The organism is Tateyamaria armeniaca, assembly GCF_045797845.1.
Taxonomy (GTDB): domain Bacteria; phylum Pseudomonadota; class Alphaproteobacteria; order Rhodobacterales; family Rhodobacteraceae; genus Tateyamaria; species Tateyamaria armeniaca.
Map to the genome: position 1 here is coordinate 332,653 of NZ_JBHDIY010000002.1, position 15,889 is coordinate 348,541.

The window sequence follows — 15,889 nt, forward strand, 5'->3', positions numbered from 1 at the left end:
AACGGGCTCAAGGTAGCGCGGCAGGTCATGAGAATGCACACGACATTTCTTCTCAACGGAAGGCGCGTCACTGCTGACACAACTCCTACAACGACCCTGCTGGACTGGCTGCGCGAGGATCAGCACCTGACCGGCACCAAGGAAGGGTGCAATGAAGGGGATTGCGGGGCCTGTTCGGTCATTGTGACGGATGAAAGCGGTGCAAATGCTCTGAACGCCTGCATCCTGTTCATACCGCAACTTGAGGGCAAGGCGGTTCGCACCGTCGAGGGGATCGCAACCCCCGAGGGCGCATTGCACCCGGTGCAAAAGGCGATGATCAAGCATCATGGCAGCCAATGCGGGTTTTGCACGCCCGGCTTTGTCACCACGATGGCCTGTGCACATCTGAATGGCGCGCAGGATCACGACACACAACTGGCCGGGAACCTGTGCCGCTGCACGGGCTACGCGCCCATCATCCGTGCCGCGCAAGAGGCCGCAGAGGCGCCAGTGCCGGATCACATGCACGACGCCCCGCTTCTTCTGACCGAGAATACGGCGGGGGAGGCGACGGGGGCAGAGCCCCCCACCACGCCCGAAGCCCTTGCAGACTGGCTGGATCAGCACCCGGGCGGCACCCTGATTGCAGGCGCAACTGATGTGGGCCTTTGGGTTACTAAAGGCTTACGCGATCTGGGGCCTGTCGCCTTTCTGAACCGCATTCCCGCGCTGGCCGGTGTGACGGTAACCGATGACCAGATCCACATTGGCGCAATGACCACGCTCAGCGCGTTGCACAGCGCAGTGGGCCCACTCTACCCCGCCTTTGGCGAACTGATCCGCCGCTATGGATCCGTGCAGGTGCGCAATGCGGCGACTATCGGGGGCAACATTGCCAACGGCTCCCCCATCGGGGATGGATCGCCCGCGCTGATCGCGCTTGGGGCCACGTTGCATCTGCGCAGCGTGAACGGGCCGCGCAGCCTGCCGCTTGAGGATTTCTTTGTCGACTACGGCAAACAGGACCGCGCGCGGAACGAGTTTGTCGAGGCAATCACGGTTCCGCGCGCTGGCGATCATTTGCGCTGTTACAAACTGTCCAAACGCTTTGATCAGGACATATCGGCGGTCTGCGGATGTTTCTGGATCGAGGTCGCCGACGACGTGGTCAAGTCCGCGCGCCTTGCCTTTGGCGGCATGGCAGGGACACCGAAACGCGCAGCGCAGGCCGAGGCCGCCTTGATCGGGAAACCCTGGAGCGAGACCACGGTTGCGACCGCCATGACGGCACTGGCGCAGGACTTTACCCCGCTGTCGGACATGCGCGCCTCGGCCCGCTACCGGATGGCGGCGGCACAAAACATGCTGCTGCGTGCGTGGCTTGAGGATCAGGGCCAAGAAACAAATGTGCTGGAGGTGACATCGTGAGTGTCGCCAAGCCCCTGCCCCATGACGCCGCGCACCTGCATGTGACCGGCGCTGCGCGCTATGTGGACGACATGCCGATGCCCACAGGTACGCTGCACCTCGCCTTTGGCCTCAGCACTTGTGCCAGTGGCTCGATCACCGCGCTTGATCTGAACGCCGTGCGTGATGCACCGGGCGTTGTGGCCGTGCTGACAGCACAAGACCTGCCGTTTGCCAATGATGTCTCGCCGTCTGCTCATGACGAACCGCTGCTGGCCATGGACGCGGTCCATTATTTGGGCCAGCCCGTTTTTGCCGTGATCGCGCAAACCCATCTGCAGGCGCGGTATGCGGCGCGACAGGGCAAGATCGATATCGCGGAAACCACGCCGATCTTGAGCATCGAAGAAGCGCTGGAGGCTGAGTCAAGGTTCGAGGATGGCCCACGCATCTATGCCCGCGGAGATTCAGCAAGCGCCCTGGACGCCGCCGAAAACACACTCAGCGGCACGCTGCATATCGGCGGGCAGGAGCACTTTTATCTCGAAGGGCAAGCGGCCCTCGCTCTGCCGGGCGAGGATGGCGATATGCATATCATTTCCTCGACCCAGCATCCGACCGAAATCCAGCATAAGGTGGCCGAGGCCATCGGCCTGCCGATGCATGCCGTGCGGGTCGAAACCCGGCGCATGGGGGGCGGGTTTGGCGGCAAGGAAAGTCAGGGCAACGCGCTGGCCGTGGCCTGTGCAATCGCCGCGCGCCTGACAGGGCAGGCCTGCAAGATGCGCTATGACCGCGACGATGACATGATCATCACCGGCAAGCGTCACGATTTCCGCATCGATTATGACGTTGGTTTCGATGATGACGGACGCATCACCGCGCTTGACGTGCGCCAGTTCACCCGCTGCGGTTGGGCGATGGATCTGTCCCTGCCCGTTGCGGACCGCGCGATGCTGCACGCTGACAATGCCTATTGGTTGCCCAACGTCCGGATCGAAAGCCATCGCTTGCGCACCAACACCCAAAGCGCGACCGCCTTTCGCGGCTTTGGCGGCCCTCAGGGTATGTTGGGGATGGAGCGGATCGTGGATCACGTCGCCGCCGAGCTTGGGCTTGATCCGCTGCTGGTGCGCCAAAGTAACTTTTATGACTGCGGCGAGGACTCTGTCGAAACAGAAGACGTGCAAACCACGCCTTATGGCCAACCTGTAACCGATTTCATTCTGGATGATCTGGTCGATCAACTGCGCGAAAACGCCGATTATGATGCGCGGCGCGACGCGATTGCCGACTGGAACGCGGCCAATCCGGTTTTGAAAAAGGGCATCGCGCTGACCCCTGTGAAATTCGGCATCAGTTTTACACTCACGCATCTCAATCAGGCTGGTGCGCTGGTGCATGTGTATGCGGATGGCTCGATCCACCTGAACCACGGCGGCACGGAGATGGGACAGGGCCTGTTTCAGAAAGTGGCGCAAGTGGCCGCAAGTCGGTTTGGTGTCCCGCTTCCATCCATCAAGATCACCGCGACAGACACCGCGAAAGTACCCAACACGTCGGCCACCGCCGCCTCGTCCGGCAGCGATCTGAACGGTATGGCCGTCAAGGCCGCCTGCGACACCATCCGCGACCGAATGGCCGAATACCTTGCGCAATTGCACCAGTGCAGACCGGACGCTGTCGTCTTTGAGGACGGGCATGTGATGGCAGGGACAGCGCGTTACAGTTTTGCCGAAGTCGCGGCCATGACGCATCAGGCGCGCATCAGCCTGTCCGCGACCGGTTTTTACAAGACGCCCGACATCGAATGGGACCGGATCAAGGGCCATGGTCGCCCGTTCTTTTACTTTGCCTATGGCGCGGCAGTGACGGAGGTGGTCGTGGACACGCTCACCGGTGAAAACCGTATCCTGCGCGCGGACATCCTGCATGACGCAGGCGCGTCGCTGAACCCTGCGCTCGACATCGGGCAGGTCGAAGGCGGGTATGTGCAGGGCGCGGGCTGGCTTACCACCGAAGAACTGGTGTGGGACGACAAGGGCGGCTTGCGCACCCACGCGCCGTCAACCTACAAAATCCCGGCCTGTGGCGACCGGCCAGATGTGTTCAACGTGGCCCTTTGGGACGGGGAAAACCGCGCCGACACGATCTACAAGTCCAAGGCGGTGGGCGAACCTCCATTGATGCTGGGCATCTCTGCCTTTCTGGCGCTGAGCGACGCGGTGTCCGCGTGCGGACCCAACTATCCCGACCTGCACGCACCTGCCACGGCGGAAAGCGTTCTGGCCGCCATCGACCGGGCCCGCGATGTTTGATCGCGACACGCTGATCGCTGCCTGCACGGCCCATGGGCGCGTTGTCCGCGTGGTGATTGCTGCTGTGCACGGGTCGGCCCCGCGCGAGGTCGGGGCCGCCATGTGTGTCTGGGAAAGCGGGCAATCCGGCACAATCGGTGGGGGTGCGCTGGAATACGAACTGGCAATTGCCGCGCGTGCGCTGACGCAGGACACAACCAGCCGCCATGCCCTTGGCCCTGATCTGGGCCAATGTTGCGGTGGGGCCGTCGAGGTGCTGAGCGAAGTCTTTGACCTGCCCCGCGCCCTCGCCCTGCCAACAGACGTAATCGCACGCGGGCCGGACCCCATGCCGCTATCAATCAAACGTATGCTGAGCGCGGCGCGCAATCAGGGTCAGATACCAGATGCGCAACGGATCGATGGCTGGATGATCGAAGGGGTGCGTCCACCTGACCACGCTTTGTGGATTTGGGGGGCAGGCCATGTGGGGCGCGCCTTGGTCGATGTGCTGCACCCCATCCCCGGCATTGCTATCACCTGGGTCGATACGGCGGCGGATCGTTTTCCGGATGATGTGCCAAACTGCGTCACAGTTGTGCCAGCCGGTGATCCATCCCGCTTGGTGCCACACGCGCCCGTCGATGCAGACCACCTAATCCTGACATATTCCCATGACCTTGACCTGTCATTGTGCCACGCAGTGTTGCAGCACGGGTTTGGCTCTGCCGGGCTGATCGGATCAGCGACGAAATGGGCCAGATTTCGCAAACGGCTGAGTATGCTGGGGCACGGGAGCGATCAAATTGCGCGCATCACCTGCCCGATTGGCGATCCGGCTTTGGGCAAACAACCACATATGATTGCGATCGGGGTGGCGCATCGGCTACTGATGGAACGCAGGCGGGCCCACGTCCGGGCCGAGGTACGCGCATGACGACCCCACTTCTTAATCTGTCAGGCCTGACCAAAGCATATCCCGGAGTCCTCGCCAATGATGACGTGAGCCTGACCATCGGCACCGGTGAAATTCATGCGCTGCTGGGTGAAAACGGGGCCGGAAAATCCACGCTGGTCAAGATGATATACGGGTTGGTCAAGCCTGACACCGGCACGATGCAGATGCACGGGGCCGAATTTGCACCTGCCGATCCACGCGCCGCGCGCAGTGCCGGTGTTGGCATGGTCTTTCAGCACTTTTCCCTGTTTGACGCGCTGTCTGTTGCAGAAAACATCGCCCTTGGTATGGAAGCGCCTCCGCCCATGGCGACACTTGCAACCCGCATCCGCGAGGTGTCCGAGACGTACGGCCTGCCCCTGTCACCGGACCGTACCGTCGGGGACCTCTCCGCAGGGGAGCGCCAGCGTGTCGAAATCATTCGCTGTCTTTTGCAGGACCCGAAGCTTTTGATTATGGACGAACCCACGTCAGTGCTGACCCCGCAAGAAGTCGACATTCTGTTCGAGACATTGCGCAAGCTGAAGGCCGAGGGCACGGCGATCCTGTACATCTCGCACAAGCTCGAAGAAATCCGCGCACTCTGCGACGCTGCCACCATCCTGCGGGGCGGAAAAAACGTGGGCACTTGCGTGCCGCGCGTCACATCGGCGCGCGAAATGGCGGAAATGATGGTGGGCACCACGCTCGCCACGCCAAAGAGCGCGGCACATACGACGGGGGATGTGATGCTGTCGGTCAAGGGACTGTCCGCATCCTCGCCATCCGCGTTTGGCATGGCGCTGAAAGACATATCGTTCGATGTGCAGGCGGGTGAAGTGTTGGGTATCGGCGGCGTCGCCGGAAACGGGCAGGATGAATTGCTCGGCGTATTCTCGGGCGAATTGCCTTGCGCGCCGGGCATGGTCACGTTTCAGGGGCGCGATTTGGCGGGGATCGGCCCCGAAGCGCGGCGCGGCCTTGGTGTGCTTGCCGCCCCCGAGGAACGGCTGGGCCATGCTGCAGCGCCGGATATGTCACTGACGGAAAACGCGATGCTGACCGGCATGGCGCGCGAACAATTGGCGCGTGGCGGTATGCTCAATTGGCCGAAAGCACGCGACTTTGCGGAACGGATCATCGCGTCCTTCGATGTGCGCACACCGGGGCCACACAACGCTGCACGCTCGCTGTCGGGCGGCAATTTGCAGAAATTCGTGATCGGGCGGGAAGTGCTGCAACGCCCGGAGGTGTTGGTCGTGAACCAACCCACATGGGGTGTGGATGCCGCCGCAGCGGCGGCGATCCGTCAGGCCCTGCTGGATCTTGCGGCTGGTGGCACGGCGCTTGTGATCATCTCGCAAGATCTCGACGAGTTGATGGAAATCTCTGACCGCTTTGCGGCCCTGAACGAAGGGCGGCTCAGCGCGCCCAAGCCGACCTCGGGTCTGAATGTCGAGCAGATTGGCCTGATGCTGGGTGGCGCGCACGGCATGGAGGTTGCGCATGTATGACACCGGCCCCTCGGGGAGGATTTTTTCAAATCAGAGAAGCAGGGGACGGCCATCGTGATCCGCCTAGAGAAACGCCCCCAACCGTCACAGATGATGTCCTGGGCCACACCCTTGCTGGCGGTGCTGGCCACGATGATCTTTGGCGGCGTGCTGTTTGCGGCATTGGGCAAGGACCCGATCCAGTCGATCCTCACCATTTTCTGGGAACCGCTGTTTGGCGAATTTTCCTTCTTCTATCGCCCGCAATTGCTGATCAAGGGCGCGCCGCTTGTGCTGATCGCCATCGGGCTAGCCCTTGGGTTCAAGGCTGGCATCTGGAACATCGGGGCCGAGGGTCAATACATCGTTGGGGCCATATGTGGCGCCGGTGCGGGCCTTGCGTTTTACCCGGCAGAGAGCATTTTCATCTTTCCGATCATGATACTGGCGGGTGCTTTGGGCGGCTGTCTATGGGCGCTGATCCCGGGAATTCTGAAGGTGAAATTCGGCACAAACGAGATCCTTGTCAGCCTCATGCTGGTCTATGTGGCCGAGCAACTTCTGGCCTCCATGTCATTAGGATTGCTGAAAAACCCGGAAGGATTTGGATTTCCCGGGTCGCGCAACCTGCAGCAATACCCATCGGCCCACAATGCCGAGTTGATCGCGGGCACGGGCATGCATTGGGGTGTCGTTGCGGCCCTGATCGCCGTCATTTTTGCCTATGTCCTGCTGACGCGCCACCGGTTGGGCTTTGCCATTCGGGTCACGGGTGAAGCACCACGTGCCGCGAGGTTCGGAGGCGTGAACCCGGCGCGGCTGGTGCTGTTCTGCCTTGGAACATCTGGCCTGTTGGCGGGGCTGGCAGGATTTTTCGAAGTCTCCGGCCCGGCGGGACAGATCACTATCGATTTCAATGTGGGTTATGGGTTCACGGCCATCATCGTGGCCTTCCTCGGGCGGCTCAATCCGCTGGGGATTGTGGCCGCGGGGCTGCTGATGGCGCTCACCTATATCGGAGGGGACATCGCGCAATCCCAACTCGGCCTGCCTGCGGCAGCGATACAAGTGTTTCAGGGGATGCTGTTGTTTTTCCTGCTCGCGCTGGATGTGCTGACCAACTATCGCGTGCGGTTTGGAACAAGCGAGGTGGCGACATGACCCGACACAGTCTGATGCCCTTTGTCATGGGTGCCGTTATGGGCCTGGTGATGCTCTGGATGCTGCACATGCAGATCACTGGCGAAGGTGATCAGAGCATCGCTGCGCTGGTTGTCTTTGCCGCTGCACATGTCGGCGCACTGGCCGCCATTCTTGTCGTGCCGCTGTTCGCCGCGCGGCGGCTGGCATGGGTGCGCCGCCTTGCAAAACACATGCACAGGCCGCGCCTGTCCCAAGCTGTCTACATGCTGGCCGGTGCCGTATTTGCCGCAGCCATCACGCATGTGATCATCCACGGCGGGGTGATCTGACATGGACCTATCCGCCATCAACCCCATCCTTCTGGTCGCCGCGATGATTGCCGCATCGACCCCCATTCTGCTCGCCGCCATCGGCGAGTTGGTCGTCGAACGCGCAGGTGTTCTGAACCTCGGGGTCGAGGGGATGATGATCACGGGTGCGGTCTGCGGCTTCATCATCACCGTCAACACAGGCTCGCCCGCTGTCGGCTTCATCGCCGCTGCTTTGGGCGGTGCCGTGCTTTCGCTGTTGTTTGCGTTCCTCACCCAGGTCGCGCTGGCCAACCAAGTGGCAAGCGGTCTCGCGCTCACCCTCTTTGGCCTCGGCCTGTCGGCACTGATGGGGCAAAGCTATGTGGGGATCAAGCCGCCCCGGACCGAAGCAACGCCCCTGGGTCCACTGGCCGAAATCCCGGTCATCGGGCCAATCGTCTTTGGCCATGACCTCGTTGTGTACCTCGGCCTCGCCATTGTCGCCGCCACCTGGGCGACGCTGAAATTCACGCGGGTCGGTCTGATTTTGCGGGCTGTGGGGGAAAACCATGACGCGGCCCACGCCCTTGGCTACAAGGTCAAGCGCATCCGCACGGCTGCCATCTTTTTCGGCGGTGCCTGCGCGGGACTGGGCGGGGCCTATATCAGCCTGATCCGCGTGCCCCAATGGACCGAAGGGATGACGGCTGGTGTGGGCTGGATCGCTCTCGCGCTGGTTGTTTTTGCATCATGGAAACCGTGGCGGGTGTTGCTGGGTGCCTATCTTTTTGGCGGAATCACCCAGTTGCAGCTGAACCTGCAGGGCGCAGGCGTTGCCATTCCGGTCGAGTATTTGGCAATGTCCCCCTACATCGTGACGATCATCGTTCTGGTGATTCTGTCGAGCGACAAATCGCGCGCGCCGGGATCGCTGGGGCGTACATTCCACGCCTCGGGATAAGGGGCGAAAGTAAACCGTGCCCCGATGGGGCGACAACAGGGGGAAACCTACACATGAAATTCACCACACTGATGGCCAGTGCGGCGCTTGCGCTCGGCTTTGCCGGGACGGCGATTGCCGACGGACACGAAAAGACCAAGGTCGGCTTCGTCTATGTCGGCCCCGTCGGCGACGGCGGCTGGACCTACGAACATGACAAGGGCCGCCTCGCGGTTGAAGCGGAATTTGGCGATGCGGTCGAAACCGTCTTTGTCGAAAACGTCGCCGAAGGCCCGGATTCCGAGCGGGTGATGACGCAGATGGCGCTGGACGGTGCGGACCTGATCTTTACCACGTCCTTTGGTTATATGGACGCCACCAACAACGTGGCCGCCAAATTCCCGGATGTGAAGTTTGAGCACGCCACTGGCTACAAGCGTCTGCACCCCAATGTGTCGACCTATTCGGCAAGGTTCTATGAGGGGCGCGCCATTCAGGGCCACATCGCGGGCAGCATGACGGAAAGCAACATCATCGGCTATATCGGTTCGTTCCCGATCCCCGAAGTGATCCGGGGCATCAACTCGGCCTACATCCACGCCTCGCGCGTGAACCCTGACGTCGAATTCAAGGTGATCTGGGTCTACACATGGTTCGACCCCGCCAAGGAAGCGGACGCTGCCAAGGTGCTGATCGAACAGGGTGCCGATGTTGTGCTGCAGCACACCGACTCGACCGCCCCACAGGCAGCCGCGCAAGAGGCGGGTAATGTGATCACTTTCGGTCAGGCGTCGGACATGGGCCAGTACGCGCCCTTCCCGCGCGTGTCGTCGATCATCGATGATTGGGCCCCCTATTACATCGCGCGCACCCGCGCCGTGATGGACGGGACGTGGGAAAGCACGGACACGTGGGATGGCATCGGTGCTGGTATGGTCGGCATTGGTGAGATCACGGATGCTGTGCCCGAAAAGGTCCGCGAAGAGGCACTGGCCCTCAAGGCCTCTCTGGCCGACGGGTCCTACCACGCCTTCACAGGCCCCCTGAACAAGCAGGACGGCTCACCCTTCCTTGCCGAAGGTGAGACGGCGGATGATGGCACGCTGGCGGGGATGAACTTCTATGTCGAAGGCATCGAAGGCGAAATCCCGCAGTAAGCGACGCCCCTAAACTGAAACGAAAGGCCTCGCAATTTGCGGGGCCTTTTGCTTTAGGGCGGTTGCTGAGCAACAGTCCTTGTTCTGAAAAGTGCATCCGGACGCACAAATGTGCATGGATCGCAGCGATCAGAAAAACAGGCGCGTGGCGGTGCGAGGCTGTTCCAATGCCGTTGAGACGCCAATAGGCGAAAAGGCACAACTGTGCTGAGTGCGACTGCTTCCTTAGGGTCACGTCACGGCGGCTGATGCCTTTGTCGCTCTGCACTTACAGCCCGAGACGTTTGGACCTGGCAGTGGCGCAGCCGCGGTCATAGCTGGCGGCGTTGATCGGAACGCGTCTCGCTTCGCCTTCTGTTTGTTTACTGCGTTACACCTTCGAGAAAACCACAGAAGTTGAAATCAAAACAACAAAGCAACAAAGTTTGAGGAGAGGTAATCATACTTAGCTCTTATTTTGCGGCCTATTTTCCAATTTCTATGGCAGATCGCTGAAAGAAGAGGCAACAATAATGTTGTTTTGTTGCTTTTTTCCTCCTAACGTCACCGCAGACACAGGGCCCGGGGGCGGAATGTCATCAAAAAAGAAAAAACGACGCCACGCGATCTCGACTTTGGTGTTGGAGCGCGGCGCGGTCACCGTGGGCTCATTGGCGGAGCGGTTCGATGTTTCCATGCAAACCATCCGCCGTGATGTGGATGCCTTATGCGAAGGTGACATGCTGCACCGCGTTCATGGCAGGATCGAGCTGAGCAAAGAGTTTCTGAACACGCCATTCGATCAACGTGCCGCGACCAACCTGTTGGGCAAGCAGGCCATCGGCAGTGCAGCGGCAAGTCTGATCCCGGATGGATCGACAGTTTTTATCTCCATTGGATCGACGCCGCTGAGCGTCGCACAAGCCCTGTGCAGCCGCAGCAATCTGACGATCATCACAAACAACCTGAGTGCGGCCATGGTTCTGAGCGAAGAGGTGTCCAACCGGATCATCCTGCCAGGGGGCGAGTTGCGTTTGCCCGATCGCGATATTCTGGGCGATGACGTTCTGGAATTTTTCGGCCGGTACCGGGCGGATTTCGGAGTATTTGGTGTCGCTGGCATCGCCGAAGACGGTGCGCTGTTGGACTTTCACTCGACCGAGGTCCGGGCGCGCCAGAAAATTCGAGCCAATTCCAGCACGTCCCTTCTGGTTGTCGATCAATCCAAATTTGGCCGTCCGGCACCTGCGCTTGGCGACAACATCGCAGACATGGATGTGACGATTGTCGACCGGATTCCGGCAGGGCCTTACGCGCCTCTGACGCACAACATCAATGGCAGGCTGCTTGTGGCCGAAGGAGATTCAACATGACGACGCCTCCCTTTGTGGTGCTGAAGGACGTGGCAAAGCGTTGGAACGGCCAATTGGGTGTTGAGGGCATAACTTTGGATATCCCCGAAGGCAGCTTTACCGCATTGCTGGGGCCGTCAGGCTGCGGGAAATCAACCACGTTGCGATTGCTGGCAGGGCTGGAATTGCCGGATGAGGGGCACATCCTGATCGATGGCAAGGACGTCACGACCAGTGCCGCATCCGACCGGAACCTGTCGATGGTGTTTCAGTCTTACGCACTGTTCCCCCACCTTTCCGTGGCCGAAAACGTCGTGTTCGGTTTGAAAGTCCGCCGCGTCCCCAAGAAAGAGCGGATGGAGAAACTGCACCGCGCGCTGGAAATCACCGGGTTGCTTGGCCTTGAGAATCGCAAGCCGGGTGAGTTGTCCGGTGGTCAGCGCCAGCGCGTCGCCCTCGCCCGTGCAATTGTGGCTGGACAACGCCTGTGTCTGATGGACGAACCACTGTCCAACCTTGATGCAAAACTGCGCAACGCGGTGCGCAAAGACATCAAGAAACTGCAACGTGATCTGGGCATCACGGTCGTCTACGTCACTCACGATCAGACCGAAGCGATGAGCATGGCCGACACGGTCGTGTTGATGAAAGACGGGCATATCCAACAGGTCGGTGCACCCGAAGACCTATACAGCAGGCCCAACAATACGTTTGTCGCCGAGTTCGTGGGAGCACCGCCCATGGCCCTGCTTCAGTCCGGCGTTGTCGATGGGTTCGGCGACGACAAGACAATCGGCATCCGGGCTGAGAACATTCAAATCGTCCCCAAGGGCGATGGCCGGATGCGCTGCACCGTCACGGAAAGCGAGTTTCTGGGTGCAGAGACCTTGATCGGGCTCAATCACGCAGGCGCCACAGGGCTTTGCGTGCTGAAACCCGGGCTGCCGATGATGGCCGAAGGCAACGAGATCGACATCACATTCAACGATGAAAACCTGCACGTCTTTGACGCGGCGGGCCAAAGGTTGGCGGGATAATCCCTGCCCAACCAAGACAATGAAGACTGAAAACCAAGGGAGAGAGACATGAAACTATTTTCGAAAACGGGATTGGGGCTGGCCACTGCGATGGCGGTTAGCCTGACCGCCCCGGCAAGTGCTGAGACTGAACTGACGATGTATTATCCGATTGCGGTCGGGGGCGCATTGACCGAGGTGGTGGACGGCATCGTGGCCGATTTTGAGGCGGCCAACCCGGATATCAAGGTGAATGCCATCTATTCGGGCAACTATGACGACACCCGCGTGCGCGCATTGTCTGCACTTGCTTCCGGCGAACCTGCACAACTGGCGGTGATGTTTTCCATCGACGCCTATGACCTGATCGAGCAGGAGTTGATCATTCCGTTCGAGGACGTCGCGACCACGGACGCCGACAAGGCATGGCTGAACAGCTTTTACCCCGCGCTGATGGCGAACGGCAAAATCGAAGGCAAGACATGGGGCATTCCGTTCCAACGCTCGACCATCGTGGCCTATTACAACAAGGACATGTTCCGCGCCGCAGGCCTTGACCCCGAAGCCCCGCCAACAACCTGGGACGAGATGATCGAGATGGGCAAGGCCCTGACCGAAGGCGACACCTACGGCGTGATGATCCCATCCACCGGATATCCCTACTGGATGTTTCAGGCGCTCGCGATCCAGAACGGCAAGGAAGTCATGTCCGGCGACGGTCTGACCACATATTTCGACGATCCGACGGTCGTCGAAACGCTGGAGTTCTGGAAATCGTTGTCGGCTGAGCACGGCATCATGCCGACGGGCACTGTCGAATGGGGCACATTGCGCCAAGCGTTTCTTGAAGGTCAGACCGCAATGATGTGGCATTCGACAGGCAACCTGACGGCGGTGAAAAACGGTGCAAGCTTTGACTTTGGCGTCGCAGAACTGCCTGCCAATGTGCGCAAAGGCTCACCCACGGGGGGCGGAAACTTCTATCTGTTCAAGGAGACGACGGATGAAGAACGTGCCGCAGCCCTCAAGCTGATGCAGTTCATGACCTCGCCTGAGCAAGCCGCTGCATGGTCCATCGGGACCGGTTACATGGGCGTGTCACCTGCCGCCTATGAGACAGAGGCGCTTCAGTCTTACACGGCTGAATTCCCGCCTGCTCTGGTCGCGCGCAACCAGCTCGAAAACGCTGTCGCCGAATTCTCGACCTTCGAGACGGCGCGTGTGCGGGATGGTCTGAACAACGCGATCCAGTCTGCATTGACCGGCGCCAAGGAACCGGCAGAGGCCCTGGCCGAAGCGCAGGCCGCCGCCGAACGCCTGTTGAAAGACTACCAGTAAAATTTGGATGGGCCGGTGCGTCATGCGCCGGCCCATCCCTTGCTGAAACCGGAGACGCGCAATGTCAGCCCATGCCAACCTAGAACGCCGCAGGCAGGCCATCTGTGGCTGGCTTTTGCTTTCACCTGCCGCCGTTCTGCTGACGTTGTTTGCGTTCTATCCGTCTGTCGCGACCCTGTGGTCGAGCATGTTTTCGCGCGGCACCCGCCGCAACCCGACAGAGTTTGTCGGCACCGAGAACTACGCCGACCTGTTCGCGGACCCGACTTTCTGGATCGTGGTCAAGAACAACCTGCTTTACGCAGGCGTCACGATCCCCGTTTCGATCTTCATCGCCCTGTCGATGGCACTTTGGGCCAATGGCAAGATCCGCGCGCGCGGCTTTGTCCGCACCGCCTATTTCACACCAACTGTCCTGCCGATGATCGCCGCGGCAAACCTGTGGCTGTTCTTTTACACCCCCGGCCTTGGCGTTCTGGACCAGATCGGCAGCCTTTTCGGCCTCCCTTCCGTGAACTGGCTCGGACAGCCGGAAACCGCCCTTTGGGCGATCATCATCGTGACCATCTGGAAAGAGGCGGGGTTCTTCATGATCTTTTACCTTGCCGCCCTGCAGACGATTCCCGAAGACCTGAAAGAAGCCGCCGACATCGAAGGGGCCAGCCGCTGGACCTATACCCGCCGCATCGTCTTGCCGCTTCTGATGCCCACAACGCTCTTTATCGCGGTGAATGCGATGATCAACTCGGTCAAGCTGATCGACCACCTCTTTATTCTGACCAAAGGCGGTCCGTCCGACGCCTCCAAACTGATCCTTTACTACATCTGGGAGATGGCGTTTGCCTTCTTTGATGCCCCAAGTGCCGCAGCCATGACGATCATGGTCATCGCGGTTCTGGGGATCGTCGCGGCGATCCAGTTCTTCTACCTTGATAGAAGGACGCATTACCAATGAAGGCCCTGACCAGTTTCATGGACAGCTTTGGTGCGATCCTGCTTGCGATCATCTGGATCGCACCTTTGCTCTTTGCCTTCTGGGCCGCGACGCATTCCACATCCGATGCGGTCAATCTGAACCTGTTCTCGCCCTGGACGCTTGAGAATTTCCGCGTAGCCTGGTCCGGTGCGCCATGGCTGAAGTATTTCATCAATACCTTCCTGCTGGTGACCGTGATCCTGATCGGACAGTTCGTCCTGACGACACTCGCCGGGTTCGCCTTTGCGCAACTGCGGTTCCCGGGCAAGGACTACGTGTTCATTCTGGTGCTGATGCAGCTTTTCATCCTGCCCGAAGTGCTGATCGTGGAAAACTACGCTATGATCTCGCGCCTTGGGCTGTTCGATACCATCCTCGGCGTCGGCATGCCCTACATGGCGAGCGCCTTTGGCATTTTCCTGATGCGACAGGCGTTCAAAGGGGTTCCCATTGAATTGCACGAGGCTGCGCGGATCGAGGGCTGCGGGCTTCTTGGTATTCTGTGGCGAGTCTATGTGCCTTTGGCGAAACCGACCTATCTGGCCTACGCGCTGGTGTCCGTATCGACCCACTGGAATAACTTTCTGTGGCCGCTGATCGTCACCAACTCGCCCGAGACACGGCCCCTGACCGTCGGACTATCAATCTTTGGCGCACCTGAAAACGGTGTCGATATCAGCATCATTTCTGCCGCGACTCTCATGTCTGTCGCGCCCTTGTTGATCGCCTTCCTGATCTTCCAGCGACAGTTCGTGCAAGCCTTCCTGCGCGCAGGGATCAAATGACGGCGATCCTGCAACTGTCCGACACGCATGTCGTGGCCGAGGGCGCGCTGGTATCAGGCCGTCTTGACACTGTGGATGCTTTGACGCGGCTGGTCGATCGGATCGGCAGCATCCGCGAACAAGTCGGGCCGATCGATGCGCTGCTGGTCAGTGGCGATCTGAGCGATGATGGAAGTGCCGAAAGCTATGAGCGGTTCAAGGCGCTCATCGCGCCGCTGGATCTGCCGACCTATGTGATCCCGGGCAACCATGACGCACGCGAACCGATGCGCGCCGCCTTTACCAGCGATCTTCCATCAGATGGCCCGTTGAACTGGGCCCGCAAAGTGGGTGACGTCCATATGATCGGGCTGGACACATTGGTCGGCGGGCAAAAACACGGGATGCTCACCGCTGACAGCCTGTCTTTTCTGGACACCGCATTGTCCAAAGCAGGGGATGCGCCCGTGCTTTTGGCCTTGCATCATCCACCGTTTGCCTGCGGCATCAGCTTCATGGACGATATCGGGCTGCACAACCGGGCGGAGTTGCAAGACGTTCTGAGGGGGTTTTCCGGAACCATGCGAATTCTTTGCGGTCACATCCACACGATGATCGTCAGCGATGTTGCAGGGCAAATCGCCATTTCCGGGCCTTCACCGAACAGCACCTTCGCCTATGATCGTCGTCCAGATGCGCCGGTTGGATTCATGACGCAGGAAGATGGCTGCCTGTTGCACCGCTGGGACGGCGGGTTTCAATCGATCCGGATCGATCCTGTGGCCGGGTCCGGCCCGTTTCCGTTCTGATCGCCACAC

At 60.2% G+C, this 15,889-nt stretch carries 15 protein-coding genes; 14 read left to right on the forward strand and 1 reads right to left on the reverse strand.

Annotated features, from left to right (window positions below):
• Nucleotides 1-33: 33 nt before the first annotated feature.
• From xdhA to ACERZ8_RS01765, 8 genes are read left to right on the forward strand one after another with little or no spacing between them, the layout of a single operon-like run.
• Entirely contained in the window at nt 34-1,410 is a 1,377-nt protein-coding gene (xdhA, locus tag ACERZ8_RS01730) for a xanthine dehydrogenase small subunit (RefSeq protein WP_407590393.1), read from the forward strand.
• Nucleotides 1,407-3,707 carry a xanthine dehydrogenase molybdopterin binding subunit gene (gene xdhB / locus ACERZ8_RS01735; RefSeq protein WP_407590394.1) on the forward strand — a complete coding sequence of 767 codons (2,301 nt, stop codon included), beginning with the start codon at nt 1,407-1,409 and terminating at the stop codon, nt 3,705-3,707. The genes xdhA and xdhB overlap by 4 nt, the downstream gene beginning before the upstream one ends.
• Nucleotides 3,700-4,623 (forward strand): xanthine dehydrogenase accessory protein XdhC, encoded by a 924-nt coding sequence (xdhC, locus tag ACERZ8_RS01740; RefSeq protein WP_407590395.1) that lies wholly within the window; start codon nt 3,700-3,702, stop codon nt 4,621-4,623. Before xdhB ends, xdhC begins: the two co-directional genes overlap by 8 nt.
• On the forward strand, nt 4,620-6,137 hold the full coding sequence (locus ACERZ8_RS01745; protein WP_407590396.1) for an ABC transporter ATP-binding protein: 1,518 nt from the start codon (nt 4,620-4,622) through the stop codon (nt 6,135-6,137). The genes xdhC and ACERZ8_RS01745 overlap by 4 nt, the downstream gene beginning before the upstream one ends.
• 54 nt (nt 6,138-6,191) lie before the next feature.
• Nucleotides 6,192-7,277, forward strand: a complete 1,086-nt coding sequence (locus ACERZ8_RS01750) for an ABC transporter permease (RefSeq protein WP_407590397.1) — start codon at nt 6,192-6,194, stop codon at nt 7,275-7,277.
• Nucleotides 7,274-7,588: a hypothetical protein gene (locus ACERZ8_RS01755; protein ID WP_407590398.1), complete on the forward strand. Its 315-nt coding sequence runs from the start codon at nt 7,274-7,276 to the stop codon at nt 7,586-7,588. The genes ACERZ8_RS01750 and ACERZ8_RS01755 overlap by 4 nt, the downstream gene beginning before the upstream one ends.
• Before the next feature lies 1 nt (nt 7,589).
• Nucleotides 7,590-8,510: an ABC transporter permease gene (locus tag ACERZ8_RS01760; RefSeq protein ID WP_407590399.1), complete on the forward strand. Its 921-nt coding sequence runs from the start codon at nt 7,590-7,592 to the stop codon at nt 8,508-8,510.
• Between the two features lie 53 nt (nt 8,511-8,563).
• On the forward strand, nt 8,564-9,646 hold the full coding sequence (locus tag ACERZ8_RS01765; protein WP_407590400.1) for a BMP family ABC transporter substrate-binding protein: 1,083 nt from the start codon (nt 8,564-8,566) through the stop codon (nt 9,644-9,646).
• Between the two features lie 478 nt (nt 9,647-10,124).
• Here ACERZ8_RS01765 and ACERZ8_RS01770 read toward each other — a convergent pair whose 3' ends face one another.
• Nucleotides 10,125-10,322, reverse strand: coding sequence for a hypothetical protein (locus ACERZ8_RS01770; protein ID WP_407594331.1), 198 nt, complete (start codon nt 10,320-10,322; stop codon nt 10,125-10,127).
• Between ACERZ8_RS01770 and ACERZ8_RS01775 the strand changes: the two genes are divergently transcribed.
• From ACERZ8_RS01775 to ACERZ8_RS01800, 6 genes are all read left to right on the forward strand, one after another.
• Entirely contained in the window at nt 10,264-10,998 is a 735-nt protein-coding gene (locus ACERZ8_RS01775) for a DeoR/GlpR family DNA-binding transcription regulator (RefSeq protein WP_407594129.1), read from the forward strand. The two genes, ACERZ8_RS01770 and ACERZ8_RS01775, sit on opposite strands and share 59 nt — an antisense overlap.
• Nucleotides 10,995-12,014, forward strand: coding sequence for an ABC transporter ATP-binding protein (locus tag ACERZ8_RS01780; RefSeq protein WP_407590401.1), 1,020 nt, complete (start codon nt 10,995-10,997; stop codon nt 12,012-12,014). The genes ACERZ8_RS01775 and ACERZ8_RS01780 overlap by 4 nt, the downstream gene beginning before the upstream one ends.
• A 48-nt stretch (nt 12,015-12,062) precedes the next feature.
• The gene (locus ACERZ8_RS01785; protein WP_407590402.1) at nt 12,063-13,331 is read left to right on the forward strand and encodes an ABC transporter substrate-binding protein; all 1,269 of its coding nucleotides are present in this window, start codon (nt 12,063-12,065) and stop codon (nt 13,329-13,331) included.
• Nucleotides 13,332-13,392: 61 nt separating this feature from the next.
• Nucleotides 13,393-14,286, forward strand: a complete 894-nt coding sequence (locus ACERZ8_RS01790) for a carbohydrate ABC transporter permease (RefSeq protein ID WP_407590403.1) — start codon at nt 13,393-13,395, stop codon at nt 14,284-14,286.
• On the forward strand, nt 14,283-15,092 hold the full coding sequence (locus tag ACERZ8_RS01795) for a carbohydrate ABC transporter permease (protein WP_407590404.1): 810 nt from the start codon (nt 14,283-14,285) through the stop codon (nt 15,090-15,092). The genes ACERZ8_RS01790 and ACERZ8_RS01795 overlap by 4 nt, the downstream gene beginning before the upstream one ends.
• Nucleotides 15,089-15,880: a phosphodiesterase gene (locus ACERZ8_RS01800; RefSeq protein ID WP_407590405.1), complete on the forward strand. Its 792-nt coding sequence runs from the start codon at nt 15,089-15,091 to the stop codon at nt 15,878-15,880. The genes ACERZ8_RS01795 and ACERZ8_RS01800 overlap by 4 nt, the downstream gene beginning before the upstream one ends.
• Nucleotides 15,881-15,889 lie beyond the last annotated feature (9 nt).